At 68.2% G+C, this 14854-nt stretch carries 12 protein-coding genes; 9 read left to right on the forward strand and 3 right to left on the reverse strand.

The genetic code is table 11. The features are described from left to right. Positions 1-2 precede the first annotated feature (2 nt). The 9 genes from FHT26_RS17285 (at position 3) to FHT26_RS17325 (ending at position 9156) form a co-directional block, all read left to right on the forward strand. Positions 3-887: a prephenate dehydrogenase gene (locus tag FHT26_RS17285; protein ID WP_056812556.1), complete on the forward strand. Its 885-nt coding sequence runs from the start codon at positions 3-5 to the stop codon at positions 885-887. Between the two features lie 84 nt (positions 888-971). After that, on the forward strand, positions 972-2996 hold the full coding sequence (locus FHT26_RS17290) for a bifunctional 3-phosphoshikimate 1-carboxyvinyltransferase/cytidylate kinase (RefSeq protein WP_168561343.1): 2025 nt from the start codon (positions 972-974) through the stop codon (positions 2994-2996). 139 nt (positions 2997-3135) lie between these two features. Further along, the gene (rpsA, locus tag FHT26_RS17295) at positions 3136-4854 is read left to right on the forward strand and encodes a 30S ribosomal protein S1 (RefSeq protein ID WP_056812563.1); all 1719 of its coding nucleotides are present in this window, start codon (positions 3136-3138) and stop codon (positions 4852-4854) included. Positions 4855-4895: 41 nt separating this feature from the next. Then, positions 4896-5228, forward strand: coding sequence for an integration host factor subunit beta (locus FHT26_RS17300; protein ID WP_052203810.1), 333 nt, complete (start codon positions 4896-4898; stop codon positions 5226-5228). A gap of 110 nt (positions 5229-5338) precedes the next feature. Beyond that, positions 5339-5668, forward strand: a complete 330-nt coding sequence (locus FHT26_RS17305; protein WP_490362795.1) for a LapA family protein — start codon at positions 5339-5341, stop codon at positions 5666-5668. Next, positions 5658-6809, forward strand: coding sequence for a lipopolysaccharide assembly protein LapB (gene lapB, locus FHT26_RS17310; protein WP_168561344.1), 1152 nt, complete (start codon positions 5658-5660; stop codon positions 6807-6809). The genes FHT26_RS17305 and lapB overlap by 11 nt, the downstream gene beginning before the upstream one ends. Next, positions 6809-7756: a D-glycero-beta-D-manno-heptose-7-phosphate kinase gene (gene rfaE1, locus FHT26_RS17315; RefSeq protein ID WP_168561345.1), complete on the forward strand. Its 948-nt coding sequence runs from the start codon at positions 6809-6811 to the stop codon at positions 7754-7756. The genes lapB and rfaE1 overlap by 1 nt, the downstream gene beginning before the upstream one ends. After that, positions 7753-8745 (forward strand): ADP-glyceromanno-heptose 6-epimerase, encoded by a 993-nt coding sequence (gene rfaD / locus FHT26_RS17320; protein ID WP_168561346.1) that lies wholly within the window; start codon positions 7753-7755, stop codon positions 8743-8745. Before rfaE1 ends, rfaD begins: the two co-directional genes overlap by 4 nt. Before the next feature lie 108 nt (positions 8746-8853). Further along, positions 8854-9156 (forward strand): ComEA family DNA-binding protein, encoded by a 303-nt coding sequence (locus FHT26_RS17325; protein ID WP_168561347.1) that lies wholly within the window; start codon positions 8854-8856, stop codon positions 9154-9156. 354 nt (positions 9157-9510) lie between these two features. Here FHT26_RS17325 and FHT26_RS17330 read toward each other — a convergent pair whose 3' ends face one another. The 3 genes from FHT26_RS17330 to dnaE all read right to left on the reverse strand — a co-directional run bounded on the left by FHT26_RS17330 (position 9511) and on the right by dnaE (position 14810). Next, positions 9511-10701 carry a patatin-like phospholipase family protein gene (locus tag FHT26_RS17330; protein ID WP_168561348.1) on the reverse strand — a complete coding sequence of 397 codons (1191 nt, stop codon included), beginning with the start codon at positions 10699-10701 and terminating at the stop codon, positions 9511-9513. Positions 10702-10775: 74 nt separating this feature from the next. After that, positions 10776-11216 (reverse strand): hypothetical protein, encoded by a 441-nt coding sequence (locus FHT26_RS17335; protein ID WP_168561349.1) that lies wholly within the window; start codon positions 11214-11216, stop codon positions 10776-10778. A gap of 90 nt (positions 11217-11306) precedes the next feature. Then, positions 11307-14810 carry a DNA polymerase III subunit alpha gene (gene dnaE / locus FHT26_RS17340; protein ID WP_168561350.1) on the reverse strand — a complete coding sequence of 1168 codons (3504 nt, stop codon included), beginning with the start codon at positions 14808-14810 and terminating at the stop codon, positions 11307-11309. Positions 14811-14854 lie beyond the last annotated feature (44 nt).

Below are 14854 nucleotides of genomic sequence, written 5' to 3' on the forward strand. Positions count from 1 at the left end.
CCATGTTCAACCAACTCGGCGTGATCGGTGTCGGCCTGATGGGCGGCTCGTTCGCACTCGCCCTGAAGCGGGCCGGGCTGGTCAAGCGCGTGGTCGGCTACAGCAAGTCGCCGTCCACCACCGAACGCGCCCGCAAGATGGGCGTGATCGACGTGGCCGCCGAATCGGCGCTGCTCGCGGTGTCGGGCTCCGACATCGTGCTGATGGCGGTGCCGGTGTCGGCCACCGAAGCCACCTTCAAGGCGATCCGCCACCTGGTGGAGCCGCACGTGCTGTTCATGGACGTCGGGTCGACCAAGCGCGACGTGGTCGACGCCGCGCGCCGCGTGCTGAAGGAGCGCGCCAGCGCCTTCGTGCCGGCGCACCCGATCGCCGGCAAGGAAGTGGCCGGCGTCGCGCATGCCGACGCCTCGCTGTACACCGGGCGGCAGGTCATCATCACGCCGCTGCCGCAGACCTCGCCGGAGCTGGTGCAGAAGGCCACCGACGTCTGGTCGGCGATCGGCGCGCAGGTGCTGCGCATGACGGCCGAGAACCACGACGCCGCGTTCGCCGCCGTCAGCCACCTGCCGCACATGCTGGCCTTCGCGTTCTTCAGCTCGGTCGCGAAGCAGCCGGCGGGCAAGGACTTCCTGTCGCTGGCCGGCCCGGGTTTCCGCGATTTCACGCGCATCGCCGCGAGCGACCCCGAGGTCTGGCGCGACATCCTGATGTCCAACCGCGAAGAGATCCTGAAGCAGTCGATGCGCTTCCGGCACACGCTGGATGCGCTCGAGCACGTCATCAAGACCGGCAATGCGGAAGCGCTCGAAGGGCTGATCCGCAATGCATCCGAAGCGCGCTCCGGCTGGCAGATGGGTGCGGGCAAGCCCAGCTCGTCGCGCTGAAATCGTCGCGCAGAGACACGTCGCACTGCATTCCTGACTGACACCGCAGCGCGATGGTGCGCTGCCTCCGGCCGCCCATCGACCATGTTCTCGACACCTTTCATCGACCTTCCACCGCTGGCCAGTGCCGACGGCAGCGTCCGCCTGCCCGGCTCGAAGAGCATCTCCAACCGCGTGCTGCTGCTGGCCGGGCTCAGCGCCGGCACCACGGTCGTGCACGACCTGCTGGATTCCGACGACACCCAGGTGATGCTCGCCGCGCTGCGCGAACTCGGCTGCGGCGTCGAGGCGGACGGCAGCGCCTGGCGCATCACCGGGCTCGGCGGGCGGCTCGCGACGCGCGAGGCGAGCCTGTTCCTCGGCAACGCCGGCACCGCGATGCGCCCGCTCACCGCCGCGCTGGCGGTGCTGGCCGCGACGCAGAACGGCCGCTTCGAACTGCGCGGCGTGCCGCGCATGCACGAGCGCCCGATCGGCGACCTGGTCGACGCGCTGCGCCAGCTGGGGTGCAACGTCACCTCGCTCGGGCAAGAGGGCTTCCCGCCGCTGCGGCTGGCGGCCGCGGGCACCCGGCTCGACACCGCGCGGCCGATCCGCGTGCGCGGCGATGTGTCGAGCCAGTTCCTGACCGCGCTGTTGCTGGCGCTGCCGCTGGTGTCGGCCGAGCATGCGGTGACGATCGACGTCGACGGCGAGCTGATCTCCAAGCCCTACGTCGACATCACGCTGAACCTGTTGGCCCGCTTCGGCATCGCGGTGCAGCGCGACGGCTGGCAGCGCTTCGTCATCCCGCAGGGCAGCGCGTACCGCTCGCCGGGCAGCATCCACGTCGAAGGCGATGCGTCGTCGGCGTCGTACTTCGTCGCGCTGGGCGCGATCGCGGCCCATGACGGCCGGGCGCTGCGCATCGAAGGCGTCGGCGACGACTCGATCCAGGGCGACCTGCGCTTCATCGACGCTGCCCGTGCGATGGGCGCCGACGTGCGCTGCGGCGCCGGCTGGCTCGAGGTGCGCCGCGGTGCCTGGCCGCTGAAGGCGATCACGCTGGACTGCAACCACATCCCCGATGCGGCGATGACGCTGGCGGTGATGGCGCTGTACGCGACCGGAACCACCCGCCTCGACAACATCGCCAGCTGGCGCGTGAAGGAGACCGACCGCATCGCCGCGATGGCAACCGAGCTGCGCAAACTGGGCGCCACCGTCACCGAAGGGCCCGACTTCATCGAGGTCACGCCGCCGGCCACCTGGCGCGCCGCGGCCATCCACACCTACGACGACCACCGGGTGGCGATGTGCTTCTCGCTGGCGGCGTTCAACCCGGTGGCAGCGTCAGCAGGCGACGCCAGGGGCGTGCCGGTGCGCATCCTCGACCCGCGCTGCGTCGCGAAGACCTTCCCGGACTACTTCGAGACGCTGTTCGGCGTCGCGCAGCCTGGCCCGGCCGGCGTGCCGGTGATCACGATCGACGGGCCGACCGCGTCCGGCAAGGGCACGCTGGCGAGCGCGGTCGCGCAGGCGCTCGGCTACCACTTCCTCGATTCCGGCGCGCTGTACCGCGCGACCGCGCTGTCGGCCCGCGAGGCCGGCATCGCCGACACCGACGAGCCCGGCCTCGCGAAGGTCGCCGCCGGGCTGCAACTGGCTTTCCACGACCAGCGCATCTGGCTGGCCGGCCGCGATGTGAGCGACGACCTCCGCCAGGAGCACATCGGTGCGATGGCCTCGAAGGTGTCGGCCTGGCCGGCGGTCCGCCAGGCGCTGTACGAGCTGCAGCTGTCGCACCGCCGCCTGCCCGGCCTGGTGGCCGACGGGCGCGACATGGGCACCGTGATCTTCCCCGGCGCCGACCTGAAGATCTTTGTCGTCGCGAGCGCCGCGGTGCGGGCCGAACGGCGCCATAAGCAATTGATTTCTAAGGGAATTTCGACTAGTATCGATGACCTTCGAGCCGACCTTGAAGCGCGCGACGCCCGGGATCAGAACCGGGCGGTCTCGCCTTTGAAGCCGGCCGAGGGCGCGAAGGTGCTCGACAACTCGGCGCTGACCATCGACGAATGCGTCAAGGCGGTGCTGGATTGGTGGGCAGCTTCGCAAACCTTCGGTTGAAGCCGGCGCAAGCCGACCCCAACTGGATCGATCGGCCCGCTGCCTTCCCTCCTGCATCGCTCTCGCCTCAACGAGAGACCTGCGCCGAGGCAGCGGATCTTCAACCCAACCGCAACGCAAGTTGCACCCGGAAATCCACATGCCTCAAACCCAAACCGCCACCAACCAAGGCGGCGAATCCTTTGCCGCCCTGTTCGAAGAATCGCTGAAGCGCTCGGAAATGCGCAGTGGCGAGGTCATCACCGCCGAAGTGGTGCGTGTCGACTACAACTTCGTGGTGGTGAACGCAGGCCTCAAGTCCGAAGCCTACGTGCCCATTGAAGAATTCAAGAACGACCAGGGCGAGCTCGAAGTCCAGGTCGGCGATTTCGTGTCGGTGGCCATCGACGCGATCGAGAACGGCTACGGCGACACCATCCTGTCGCGCGACAAGGCCAAGCGCCTGGCCTCGTGGCTGTCGCTGGAGAACTCGCTGGAATCCGGCGAATTCGTGACCGGCACCGTCAACGGCAAGGTCAAGGGCGGCCTGACCGTCCTCGTGAACGGCATCCGTGCCTTCCTGCCCGGCTCGCTGCTCGACACGCGCCCGGTCAAGGACATGAGCCCGTTCGAGGGCAAGACCATGGAGTTCAAGGTCATCAAGCTCGACCGCAAGCGCAACAACGTCGTGTTGTCGCGCCGTGCCGTGGTCGAAGCCTCGATGGGCGAAGAACGCGCGAAGCTGCTCGAAACCCTGTCCGAAGGCGCGATCGTCAACGGCGTGGTCAAGAACATCACCGAATACGGTGCGTTCGTCGACCTGGGCGGCATCGACGGCCTGCTGCACATCACCGACATGGCCTGGCGCCGTGTCCGCCACCCGAGCGAAGTCGTTCAGGTCGGCCAGGAGCTGCAAGCCAAGGTCCTCAAGTTCGACGCCGAGAAGAACCGCGTCTCGCTGGGCATCAAGCAACTGGGCGACGACCCGTGGCACGGTGTCTCGCGCCGCTACCCGAACGGCACGCGCCTGTTCGGCAAGATCACGAACATCGCCGACTACGGCGCGTTCGTCGAGATCGAGCCGGGCATCGAAGGCCTGGTGCACGTCTCCGAAATGGACTGGACCAACAAGAACGTCGCCCCCAGCAAGATCGTTTCGCTGGGCGACGAGGTCGAGGTCATGGTCCTCGAGATCGACGAAGACAAGCGCCGCATCAGCCTGGGCATGAAGCAGTGCAAGGCCAACCCGTGGGAAGAGTTCTCGACCACGGTGCAGCGCGGCGACAAGGTCAAGGGCCCCGTCAAGTCGATCACCGACTTCGGCGTGTTCGTCGGCCTGGCTGCCGGCATCGACGGCCTGGTGCACCTGTCCGACCTGTCGTGGAACGAGCCGGGCGAAGCCGCGGTCCGCAACTACAAGAAGGGCCAGGAAGTCGAAGCCGTCGTGCTGGCCGTCGATGTGGAGCGCGAGCGCATTTCGCTGGGCATCAAGCAACTCGATTCCGACCCGTTCACGAGCTACACCTCGGTCAACGACCGCGGCATGACCGTCAACGGCAAGGTCAAGACGGTTGACGCCCGCGGCGCCGAGATCCAGCTCAACGACGACGTCACCGGTTACCTGCGTGCTTCCGAAATCAGCCGCGACCGCGTCGAAGACGCGCGCAACGTGCTGAAGGAAGGCGACGAAGTCTCGGCCGTGATCATCAACATCGACCGCAAGACGCGTTCGATCCAGTTGTCGATCAAGGCCAAGGACAACGCCGACCAGCAAGAAGCGATGCAGCGCCTGTCGTCCACGAACGAGCGCGAGACCGCCGGTACCACCAGCCTGGGCGCCCTGCTGCGCGCCAAGCTGGACAACCAGAACAACGGTTGAGTCCGACGTTCATCGACCGACCCTGAGGATCAACAGGACCCATGACGCGTTCCGATCTCGTGACCAGGCTGGCAGAGCAGTTCAGCCAGCTGACGCATCGCGACACCGAGTTCGCCGTCAAGACCATCCTGGATGCGATGTCCGATGCGCTCGCGCGCGGGCACCGCATCGAGATCCGCGGGTTCGGCAGCTTCTCGATCAACCGCCGCCCGCCGCGGGTGGGGCGCAATCCCCGCTCCGGCGAGCAGGTGGTGATCCCCGAGAAGCTCGTTCCGCATTTCAAACCCGGCAAGGCCTTGCGCGAAGCCGTCGACGAGCAGGTTCCGCTCGAAGACGACCAGCCGATGCCGATCACGCCGCTCACCGGCACCTGATCGCCGACCGGAGCGGGCCGAGCGCCTGGCCGCTCCCAGCCGGCCCGCGTCCCCTCGGGGGACCGCCCGGTGCACTCGACGGGCGCGGGGTCGTCATAATCGTCGGCTACATGATGCGCATCGCCGTCTGGCTCTTCCGGGCCTTCATCTTCTTCAGTTTGTTCGCCTTCGCGCTGAACAACCAGCACGACGCTGCCGTGCGCTGGTTCTTCGGCCAGGAATGGCATGCCCCGATGGTGTTCGTCGTGCTGGGCGCCTTCGCGTTCGGCTGCGCCTTCGGCGTGCTCGCGATGGTGCCGAGCTGGTGGCGCAACCGCCGCCTCGCGCAGCGCCGCCTGCGCCGTCGCGGCGACCACCCCGAACTGCTCGACAGCGCGTTGTCGCCGTCGTCCGAGCTCCCCACCCGAACCGATTCCCACCCCCCGCGCGATGGACTTTGACTACCAGTGGTTCCTGCTCGGCCTGCCGGTCGCGTTCGCCCTCGGTTGGCTGGGTTCGCGCCTGGACCTGCGCCAATGGAAGCGCGAGCAGCGCGATTCGCCGAAGGCCTACTTCAAGGGCCTGAGCCTGTTGCTGAACGAGCAGCAGGACAAGGCGATCGACGCCTTCATCGAGGCCGTGCAGCAAGACCCGGACACCTCCGACCTGCACTTCGCGCTCGGCAACCTGTTCCGCCGCCGCGGCGAATACGAACGCGCGGTGCGCGTGCACCAGCACCTGCTGAACCGCGCCGACCTGCCGCGTGCCGACCGCGAACGCGCGCAGCATGCGCTGGCACAGGATTTCATGAAGGCCGGGCTGTTCGACCGCGCCGAAGAGGCCTACAAGGCGCTCGAAGGCACCGCCTTCGACACCGAGGCCCGGCTCGCGCTGCTGACGCTGCACGAGCGCTCGCGCAACTGGCGCTCGGCGGTCGAGGTGGCGCAGAAGCTCGAACGCAGCGGCACCGGCTCGTTCGCGTCGCGCATCGCGCACTACTGGTGCGAGCTGGCCATCGATGCCGATGCACGCCAGCAGCAGGCCGATGGCGACGACGCACTGCGCCGTGCGCGGGCCGCGGCCCCGCAGGCGGCCCGGCCGATGGTGCTGGCCGGCCAGCGCGCGTTGGCGCGCGGCGCCCATGCCGAGGTCATGCAGGCCTGGGGCGAGCTGATGACGACGCACCCGGTGGCCTTCAACCTGGTCGCCCGCGACTACGCAAACAGCGCGCTCGCCGCCAGCGACGCCGCCGGCGCGCTGGAGCGGCTGCGCGCGTTGTACGGCCGCGCGCCGACGATGGACCTGCTGGCCGCGATCACGCTGCTCGACCCCGGCGCCGCGGTGCAGCGCAGCCGCCTGCTGGCGCACCTGCAGACGCAGCCCAGCCTGTCGGCGGCGCAGGAGCTGCTGCGCATCAGCGCCGGCGACACGCTCAGCAGCGACGAGACGCAAGGCCTGCGCGAGGCCATCGGCCGCGCCGCGAAGCCGCTGCAGCGCTACCGCTGCGCCGCCTGCGGCTTCGAGGCGCAGCACTATTTCTGGCAATGCCCGGGCTGCCTGAGCTGGGACACCTACCCGCCGCAACGCCTGGAGGATTTGTGATGACGGCTTCGATCGATCCCGATCGCCTGGCGCGCGCCCGCGTGCTGATCGTCGGCGATGCGATGCTCGACCGCTACTGGTTCGGCGCGGTCGACCGCATCTCGCCGGAAGCGCCGGTGCCGGTGGTGCGCGTCAACCGCGAGGAAGAACGCCTGGGCGGCGCGGCCAACGTCGCGCTGAACGTCAAGACGCTGGGCGCGCAGGCCACGCTGCTGACGGTGGTCGGCAACGACGAGCCGGCGCAGAAGCTGCAGCGGCTGCTCGAGCAGCACGGCGTCAACACGGTGCTCGGCCACGACCCGCAGCTCTACACCATCGTCAAGCTGCGCGTGATCGGCCGTTCGCAGCAGCTGATCCGCGTCGACTTCGAGAACCAGCCCGACCACGAGGTGCTGACCGCGATGCTCGGCGACTACGAGCGCGAACTGGCGCGCCACGACGCGGTGCTGTTCTCCGACTACGGCAAGGGCGGGCTGACGCACATCCCGCGCATGATCGAGCTCGCACGGGCCGTCGGCAAGCCGGTGCTGGTCGACCCGAAGGGCAGCGACTACAGCCGCTACGCCGGCGCGACGGTGATCACGCCGAACCGCGCCGAGCTGGCGCAGGTGATCGGCGCCTGGGGCAGCGAAGCGCAGTTGCACGAGCGCGCGCAGGCCTTGCGCCGCGCGCACGGGCTGTCGGCGCTGATGCTGACCCGTTCGGAAGAAGGCATGTCGCTGTTCGACGAGGTTGGCGGCAGCGACGGCCACACCCGCGTGCCGGCGCAGGCGCGCGAGGTGTTCGACGTCACCGGCGCCGGCGACACCGTGATCGCGACGCTGGCCGCGATGCTCGCCTGCGGCGTCCCGCTGCGCGAGGCCATGCCGATCGCCAACCGCGCCGGTGGCATCGTCGTCGGCAAGTTCGGCACGGCCAGTGTCAGCTACGAGGAGTTGTTCGAATGAAGGTGGTTGTCACGGGCGCGGCCGGCATGATCGGCAGCAACATCGTCCACGGGCTCAACGCGCAGGGCATCGACGACGTGATCGCCGTCGACGACCTGACCGACGGCCCGAAGTACCGCAACCTGCTGGGCGCGAAGCTCAGCGACTACTTCGACAAGGGCGAGTTCTACAAACGCTTCGCGAACGGCGACTTCGGCAAGGTCGACGCGGTGCTGCACCAGGGCGCCTGCTCCGACACGATGGAGCACGACGGGCGCTTCATGCTCGACACCAACTACCGCTGCTCGAAGGACCTGCTCGACGCCTGCCAGGCGCAGGGCACGCGGCTGCTGTATGCGTCGTCGGCGGCCACCTACGGCGGCAGCGACAGTTTCCGCGAGGAGCCGGCATTCGAGCGGCCGCTGAACGTGTACGGCTATTCGAAGCTGCTGTTCGACAACGTCGTGCGCCGCATGCTGCCGCACAACCGCAGCCAGGTCGCAGGCTTCCGCTACTTCAACGTCTACGGCCCGCGCGAGCAGCACAAGGGCCGCATGGCCTCGGTGGCCTTCCACCATTTCAACCAATTCCGCGAGACCGGCAAGGTCAAGCTGTTCGGCGAGTACGGCGGCTATGGGCCAGGCGAGCAGAACCGCGACTTCGTGTTCGTCGACGACGTGGTCGCGGTGAACCTGTGGTTCCTGCAGCACCCCGGGCAGAGCGGCATCTTCAATCTCGGCACCGGCCGCGCGCAGCCGTTCAACGACGTCGCCGAGGCCACGGTCAACGCGTCGCGGGCACTGAAAGGCGAGCCGGCGCTGCCGCTGGCCGAGCTCGTCGCGAAGGGCTTCATCGAGTACATCGAGTTTCCGCAGGCGCTGGTCGGCAAGTACCAAAGCCATACCCAGGCTGACCTGTCGAGACTGCGCGCAACAGGTTGCGACCATGCGTTCACCGACGTGGCCGGCGGTGTGAAGCGCTACGTGGACTGGCTCGCAACGACCCGCTAGAAAGGTGCATCTGTACCGGTCGAGGCCGGTCAACGTTCCTGGGAAAGGCCTCGTTAGGCCGCGGAGTTGTCAACCGGCAATTCATCAACCTTCCAGGAGAGGATCACCATGTTCAAGAAGACCATCATCGCCACGTTGCTGGCGTTGTTCTCGGCAGTGGCGTTTGCGGCCGGCGTCGACATCAACAAGGCGACGCAGGCCGAACTCGAAGCGGTCAAGGGGATCGGTCCGGCGATGGCCACGCGCATGTTGACCGAGCGCAAGAAGGGCGAGTTCAAGGACTGGACCGACGTGATGGGCCGCGTGAAGGGCGTCAAGGACCACCAGGCCGCGAAGCTGTCCGATGCGGGGCTGACGGTCAACGGCGGGGCCTACAAGGCTGCGGCCGGCGCCAAGGACGCGAAGAAGTAATTCACCGCGCCGGGCCACGAGCCCGGTCGCTGCAACGCCTCGCTCATCGCGGGGCGTTTTCGTTTTCTGTCTGTGCGCGCAAGTTGCGGCTGTGGAGTCCGTGGAGCGCCAATCAGGGTGGGGCGCCGGAGCTGGCTGGTTTCATGGCCCGCGTGCGCAGCACGCTTCGTGGACTGACTGTCCCCGACTGTCTGAGCACAACGAACGAAGTGAGTGGAGGGAGTTTCGGCGACGGGCCTTGAAACCAGTCAGCGCAGGGGAGTCATCGCCCCACAGGGGCGATGACCGCTCCGTCCGGCGAACCACGGTCTCCCCGTCCACGCCTTCGCACCCACCGCCGAACGACGGGCAACCTCACTGAACAAGCCAGCCGAAGAAGCGCGCCACTTCCTCCCGCCGCTTCAGCGTATCGGCAACGCCAAGAGCCACGAGTTCACGGGTGTACGGCGCCTCGAACAACAGGTAGCTCGCGAGCGCCGCCCCCCGTGTATCGACCCCGCGGCCCGACACCCCCACGCCGCGCAGCAACGCGCGCACCGGCGCCGGCAGGCTCGCCAGGTGCTTGCCCGCGAGGTCGTCCAGCCGTTCGCTCGGCGCGATCACCAGCACGTCGATCGGCCGCAGGCTGGTGCGCGCCAAGGCCTCGGGCGGCAGCAGCGACAGCGTGTTGTTGACCCGCTGCAGCCGCTCCACGTCCACCGCCAGCGCATCCAGGAAGATGTTCGACAGCGCATGGCCGGCGATCTGCGCGATGTTCGGGTACTCGCCGTTCACCCGCCGCCGCCCCGGCGGTTCGTGCATGCGGCCGGCACCGACCACCAGGATGCGGCTCGCCCCCAGGTGCACCGCCGGCGAGATCGGCGCCGACTGCCGCATCGAGCCATCGCCGAAGTACTCGAGCATGCCGTCGAAGTTCAACGGCACCGCGGGGAACACGAACGGGATCGCGGCCGACGCCAGCAGGTGCGGCACCGTGATCGCATCGCGCACCGCGACACGCTGCGAGCGCGTCCACGGCACGATGTCCTGCACCGAATCGTAGAAGGTCACGTGCGTGCCCGAGCTGTAGCTCGACGCGGTGACCGCCAGCGCCTGCAGGTGCCCGGCCGTCATCAGTTCGTGCAGCCGGCCCACCGACACCATCTGCGTCAGCAGTGCCTCGAGCGGCGAGTTGTCGAGCAGCGAGCGCGGGCGCGCACGGCGCCAGCGCGCGATCACCCAGCCGATCGACATCATCGTCAGCCAGCGCGCGCCGGTGCGGATCACGCCGAACGAATCGGAGCGGTACACCTGCTCGGCGCGGAAGTTCTCCCACACCGAGCACAGCGCCGCGACCGCGGCGTCGAAATCGTCGCAGTGGCTGGCCAGCGCGGCCGCATTGATCGCGCCGGCCGAGGTGCCGGTGATGACGGGAAAGGGATTGCTGCGGTCGTCGGGCGAGACCTCGCGGCGGATCTGCGCAAGGGCCTTCAGGACGCCGACCTGGTAGGCGGCACGGGCGCCGCCTCCGGTGAGGATCAGGCCCGTGGTGGGTGGTGGCGGCATGGGGCCCGAGTGTAGTCAGGCCGCGCGCACCGCCGGATCGGGTTCAGCCCGGAGCAGCCGGTGTCGCACCGATCTCAGCGGCCGCGGTGGTCGTCGCGGTCGTGGTCGTCGTGCCGGTCATGCTTGTCGTGCCCGCGGCCATGGCCGCGGCCGTGGTCCTCGTGGCGGTCGTGGTCATGCTCGTGCTCGCGGCGCCAGTGCTCCTGGTACCAGTCCTCGCGCACGAAGTAGACCGGCTGGCCGCAGGCCGCGTACTGGCCGCAATAGCGGCCCCAGTTCTTCTGGTGGCCCGGAGGCACGCGCAGGTAGATCGGGCGGCGCTCGACGACCACCGTCGGAGGCTGCTGGATGATGATCGGCTGCGGGTTGATGACGACCGGCGGCGGCGCATTGCCGATGTCGATGCGGCCATAGACGCCGGGCTGGTTGACGCTGACCGACACGCCGACGTTGGTGCCCGCATACGCGGACACGCCGGCGGCAACCAGGGCGATGAGGGTGATGGCTTGTTTCATGAACATCTCCTGCGAGTGACTTCGCGCTGATGATGACTTCAAAACGTTTCTGCGGCGTTGAGTGCCGACTCACGAACAGCCAACTGGTGACTATTCGTAAACAACATTCGCCCGGCCGTGTGCGCTTTCGAACCAGCGGGCCAGCGCCGCATCGCTCGGAAAGAAGCGCCCTTCCTCGCCCAGGTCGAGCTCGCCGATGGCCGCCTCGCGCTGCACCACCAGCCGCACCGCCAGGCCCTGCGTCGTCGTGCCCTGGTCGGTCTGCACGCGCCGGCTCGGGAAGTCGCGCAGCACCTCGGCCACCGGCGGCACGCTGCCGTTGACCTCGACGCGCAGGTACTTGCCGAAGCGGCAGCGCGCAGTCGCGAGGTCCCACACCTGCTGCACGTTCAGCCGCATGCCGCCGGAGAAGCGGTCGGGCTGCACCTTGCCGGAGACGATGATCAGTTCGTCGTCCTTCAGCAGGTCCTTGTTGGCGTTCAGCAGTTCTTCATTCGCCACCGCCTCGATCGCCTCGCTCTTGTCGTCGAGCTTGAAGATCGCGACGCGGCCGCGCTGCCCGTTGATCACGCGCAGGTCGCCGACGATGCCGGCCAGCATCTGCGGCTCGCGGCTGTCGATCACGTCGGCGATCTTGCGCTTCGCGAAGCGCCGCACCTCGTCGCCGCTCTGGTCGAACAGGTGGCCCGACAGGTAGAAGCCAAGCGCGACCTTCTCGAAGCTGAGCCGCTCCTTGATGCTCCACGGTGGCACCTGCACCAGCTCGGGCTCCTGCGTCGATGCCGCATGGGAATCCCCGAAGTCGAACAGCCCGCCCTGGTCGGCGTGCGCCGCCTGCGTGTCGGCGTATTCGAAGGCCAGTCCGATGCTCGCGACCAGCAGCGAGCGCTCCGGGTGCAGCAGGTCGAACGCGCCGGCCTTGATCAGCGCCTCGACGGTGCGCTTGTTGATGCGGCTGCGGTCGACCCGCGCGCAGAAGTCGAACAGGCTCTTGAACGGCCCGCCGTCGGCGCGCGCCTGCACGATCGCCTCGATCGCGCTCTGGCCGGTGCCCTTGATCGCGCCGAGGCCGTAGCGCACCACCTTGTCGGCCACCGGCTCGAAGCGGTGCGTGCCGGTGTTGATGTTCGGCGGCTCGAAGGTGATGCCCAGCATCACCGCGTCGTCGTGGAAGATCTTGAGCTTGTCGGTGTCGTCCAGCGCGACGCTCATGTTGGCCGCGGTGAACTCGGCCAGGTAGTGCACCTTCAGCCAGGCCGTGTGGTACGCGAGCAGGGCGTAGGCGGCGGCGTGCGACTTGTTGAATCCGTAGCCCGCGAACTTCTCCATCAGGTCGAAGATCTCGTTGGCCAGCGGCTCGGCGATGCCGTTGCGCGCGGCACCCTCGGCGAAGGTCGCGCGGTGCTTGACCATCTCCTCGAGCTTCTTCTTGCCCATCGCGCGGCGCAGCAGGTCGGCGCCGCCGAGCGAGTAGCCGCCCAGGCGCTGGGCGACCTGCATCACCTGCTCCTGGTAGACCATGATCCCGTAGGTCTCTTCCAGCACCTCCTTCATCAGCGGGTGCGGATACTCCACTTCCTCGCGGCCGTGCTTGCGCGCGCAGAAGCTCGGGATCAGGTCCATCGGGCCCGGGCGGTACAGTGCCACCAGCGCGATGATGTCCTCGAAGACGCTCGGCTTCGCGTCCTTCAGCATGCGCTGCATGCCGGTGGATTCCAGCTGGAACACCGCGACCGTCTTGCCCTCGCTCATCAGCTGGTAGGCGCCGCGGTCGGTCAGCGGGATCTTGTCGAATGAGAAATCGCGGCGCGACGGGTGGCGCGCGACGATGAAGTCCTTCGCCATCTCGAGGATGGTCAGCGTCGCGAGGCCCAGGAAGTCGAACTTCACCAGGCCGATCGCCTCGACGTCGTCCTTGTCGAACTGGCTGACCGCGTTGTTGCTGCCGGGCTGCATGTACAGCGGGCAGAAGTCGGTGATCTTGCCGGGCGCGATCAGCACGCCGCCGGCGTGCATGCCGATGTTGCGCACCATGCCTTCGACGCGCTCGGCCAGTGCCAGCAGCTCGGCCACTTCTTCTTCGTTCTTCTCGCGCTCCTCGATCTCGGGCGCCTCGGTGCGCGCGTAGATGATGCCGCTGTCGGGCTTGTCGCCGGGGCGCTTCAGCGTGACGGTCTTGCCGGGCGGTGCCGGCACGAGCTTCGCGATGCCGTCGACATGGCCGTAGCCCATGCCGAGCACGCGTCCCACGTCGCGCAGCGCGGCCTTGGCGGCCATCGTGCCGAAGGTGGCGATCTGGCTGACCGCCTCGCGGCCGTACTTGTCCTTCACGTAGTCGATGACGCGGTCGCGGTTGCCCTGGCAGAAGTCGATGTCGAAGTCGGGCATCGACACCCGTTCCGGGTTCAGGAAGCGTTCGAACAGCAGGTTGTAGCGCAGCGGGTCGAGGTCGGTGATCTTCAGCGCATAGGCCACCAGCGAGCCGGCACCCGAGCCGCGGCCCGGCCCGACCGGGCAGCCGTTGTTCTTGGCCCAGATGATGAAGTCGGCCACGATCAGGAAGTAGCCGGGGAAGCCCATCTTCAGGATCGTGTTGATCTCGAAGTCGAGCCGCTCGACGTAGCGCGGCATCTCGCGTTCGCGGTCGGCTTCGTTCGGGTACAGGTGGAGCATCCGCTCCTTCAGGCCCTCGTGCGACGCGTAGCGGAAGTAGGCCTCGGGCAGCATGCGCTCGCCGTTGACTTCGGGCGTCGGGAAATCGGGCAGCTGCGGCTTGCCGAGCACCAGCGTCAGGCTGCAGCGCTTCGCGATCTCGACGCTGTTGGCCAACGCGCTCGGCAGGTCGGCAAACAACGCCTCCATCTGTGCCTGCGACTTGAAGTACTGCTCGCGCGTGAAGCGCTTGACGCGGCGCGGGTTGGTCAGCGTCTCGCCTTCGGCGATGCAGGTTCGGGCCTCGTGCGCCTCGAAATCGTCCGGCGTCTGGAACTGCACCGGATGGGTCGCGACCACCGGCAGGCGCAGCGCGGCCGCCAGCGGCACCGCGGCGCGCACATGAGCCTCGTTGGTCGGCTGGCCGGCGCGCTGCAATTCGAGATAGAAACGCCGGTCGAAAATGGCCGCGAGCTTCTGCGCCGCGGCGGTGGCGCGCGCGGTGTCCTGCGCCATCAGCGCCTGGCCGATCGAGCCCATCTCGGCGCCCGACAGCGCGATCAGCCCGCCGTTCAGTTCCTGCAGCCATTCGAGCTTGTGCCAGGCCTGCGCGCGCTGCGCGTTCTGCACCCAGCCGCGCGACAGCAGCTCGCACAGGTTGTGGTAGCCGGCCGCGCTCTGCACCAGCAGCAGCAGCCGGCTCGGGTTCTTCTCGCCGACGCCGGCATCGGGTTCGAGCCAGATGTCGGCACCGACGATCGGCTGCACGCCCTTCTTGCGCGCGGCGCTGTAGAACTTGACTGCGCCGAACAGGTTCGACAGGTCGGTGATCGCGAGCGCGGGTTGGCGGTCCTGCGCGGCTGCATCCACCAGCTCGTCGATCCGGAGGGTGCCATCGACGACGGAAAACTCGGTGTGGGTGCGCAGGTGGATGAAGGCCATCCAGGCATTTTAGGGAGCAGGGGCTCCGTAAAATGCCGCGCTGC

This window comes from Rhizobacter sp. SG703, assembly GCF_012275445.1.
Classification (GTDB): domain Bacteria; phylum Pseudomonadota; class Gammaproteobacteria; order Burkholderiales; family Burkholderiaceae_C; genus Rhizobacter.

Excerpts from the sequence above, each read along its gene's own strand:
- rfaE1 (WP_168561345.1), top strand. The coding sequence starts at position 6,809 with ATGACGGCTTCGATCGATCCCGATCGCCTGGCGCGCGCCCGCGTGCTG.
- FHT26_RS17300 (WP_052203810.1), top strand. The coding sequence starts at position 4,896 with ATGACGCGTTCCGATCTCGTGACCAGGCTGGCAGAGCAGTTCAGCCAG.
- rfaD (WP_168561346.1), top strand. The coding sequence starts at position 7,753 with ATGAAGGTGGTTGTCACGGGCGCGGCCGGCATGATCGGCAGCAACATC.
- FHT26_RS17305 (WP_490362795.1), top strand. The coding sequence starts at position 5,339 with ATGATGCGCATCGCCGTCTGGCTCTTCCGGGCCTTCATCTTCTTCAGT.
- rpsA (WP_056812563.1), top strand. The coding sequence starts at position 3,136 with ATGCCTCAAACCCAAACCGCCACCAACCAAGGCGGCGAATCCTTTGCC.
- FHT26_RS17330 (WP_168561348.1), bottom strand. The coding sequence starts at position 10,701 with ATGCCGCCACCACCCACCACGGGCCTGATCCTCACCGGAGGCGGCGCC.
- FHT26_RS17290 (WP_168561343.1), top strand. The coding sequence starts at position 972 with ATGTTCTCGACACCTTTCATCGACCTTCCACCGCTGGCCAGTGCCGAC.
- lapB (WP_168561344.1), top strand. The coding sequence starts at position 5,658 with ATGGACTTTGACTACCAGTGGTTCCTGCTCGGCCTGCCGGTCGCGTTC.
- dnaE (WP_168561350.1), bottom strand. The coding sequence starts at position 14,810 with ATGGCCTTCATCCACCTGCGCACCCACACCGAGTTTTCCGTCGTCGAT.
- FHT26_RS17325 (WP_168561347.1), top strand. The coding sequence starts at position 8,854 with ATGTTCAAGAAGACCATCATCGCCACGTTGCTGGCGTTGTTCTCGGCA.
- FHT26_RS17335 (WP_168561349.1), bottom strand. The coding sequence starts at position 11,216 with ATGAAACAAGCCATCACCCTCATCGCCCTGGTTGCCGCCGGCGTGTCC.
- FHT26_RS17285 (WP_056812556.1), top strand. The coding sequence starts at position 3 with ATGTTCAACCAACTCGGCGTGATCGGTGTCGGCCTGATGGGCGGCTCG.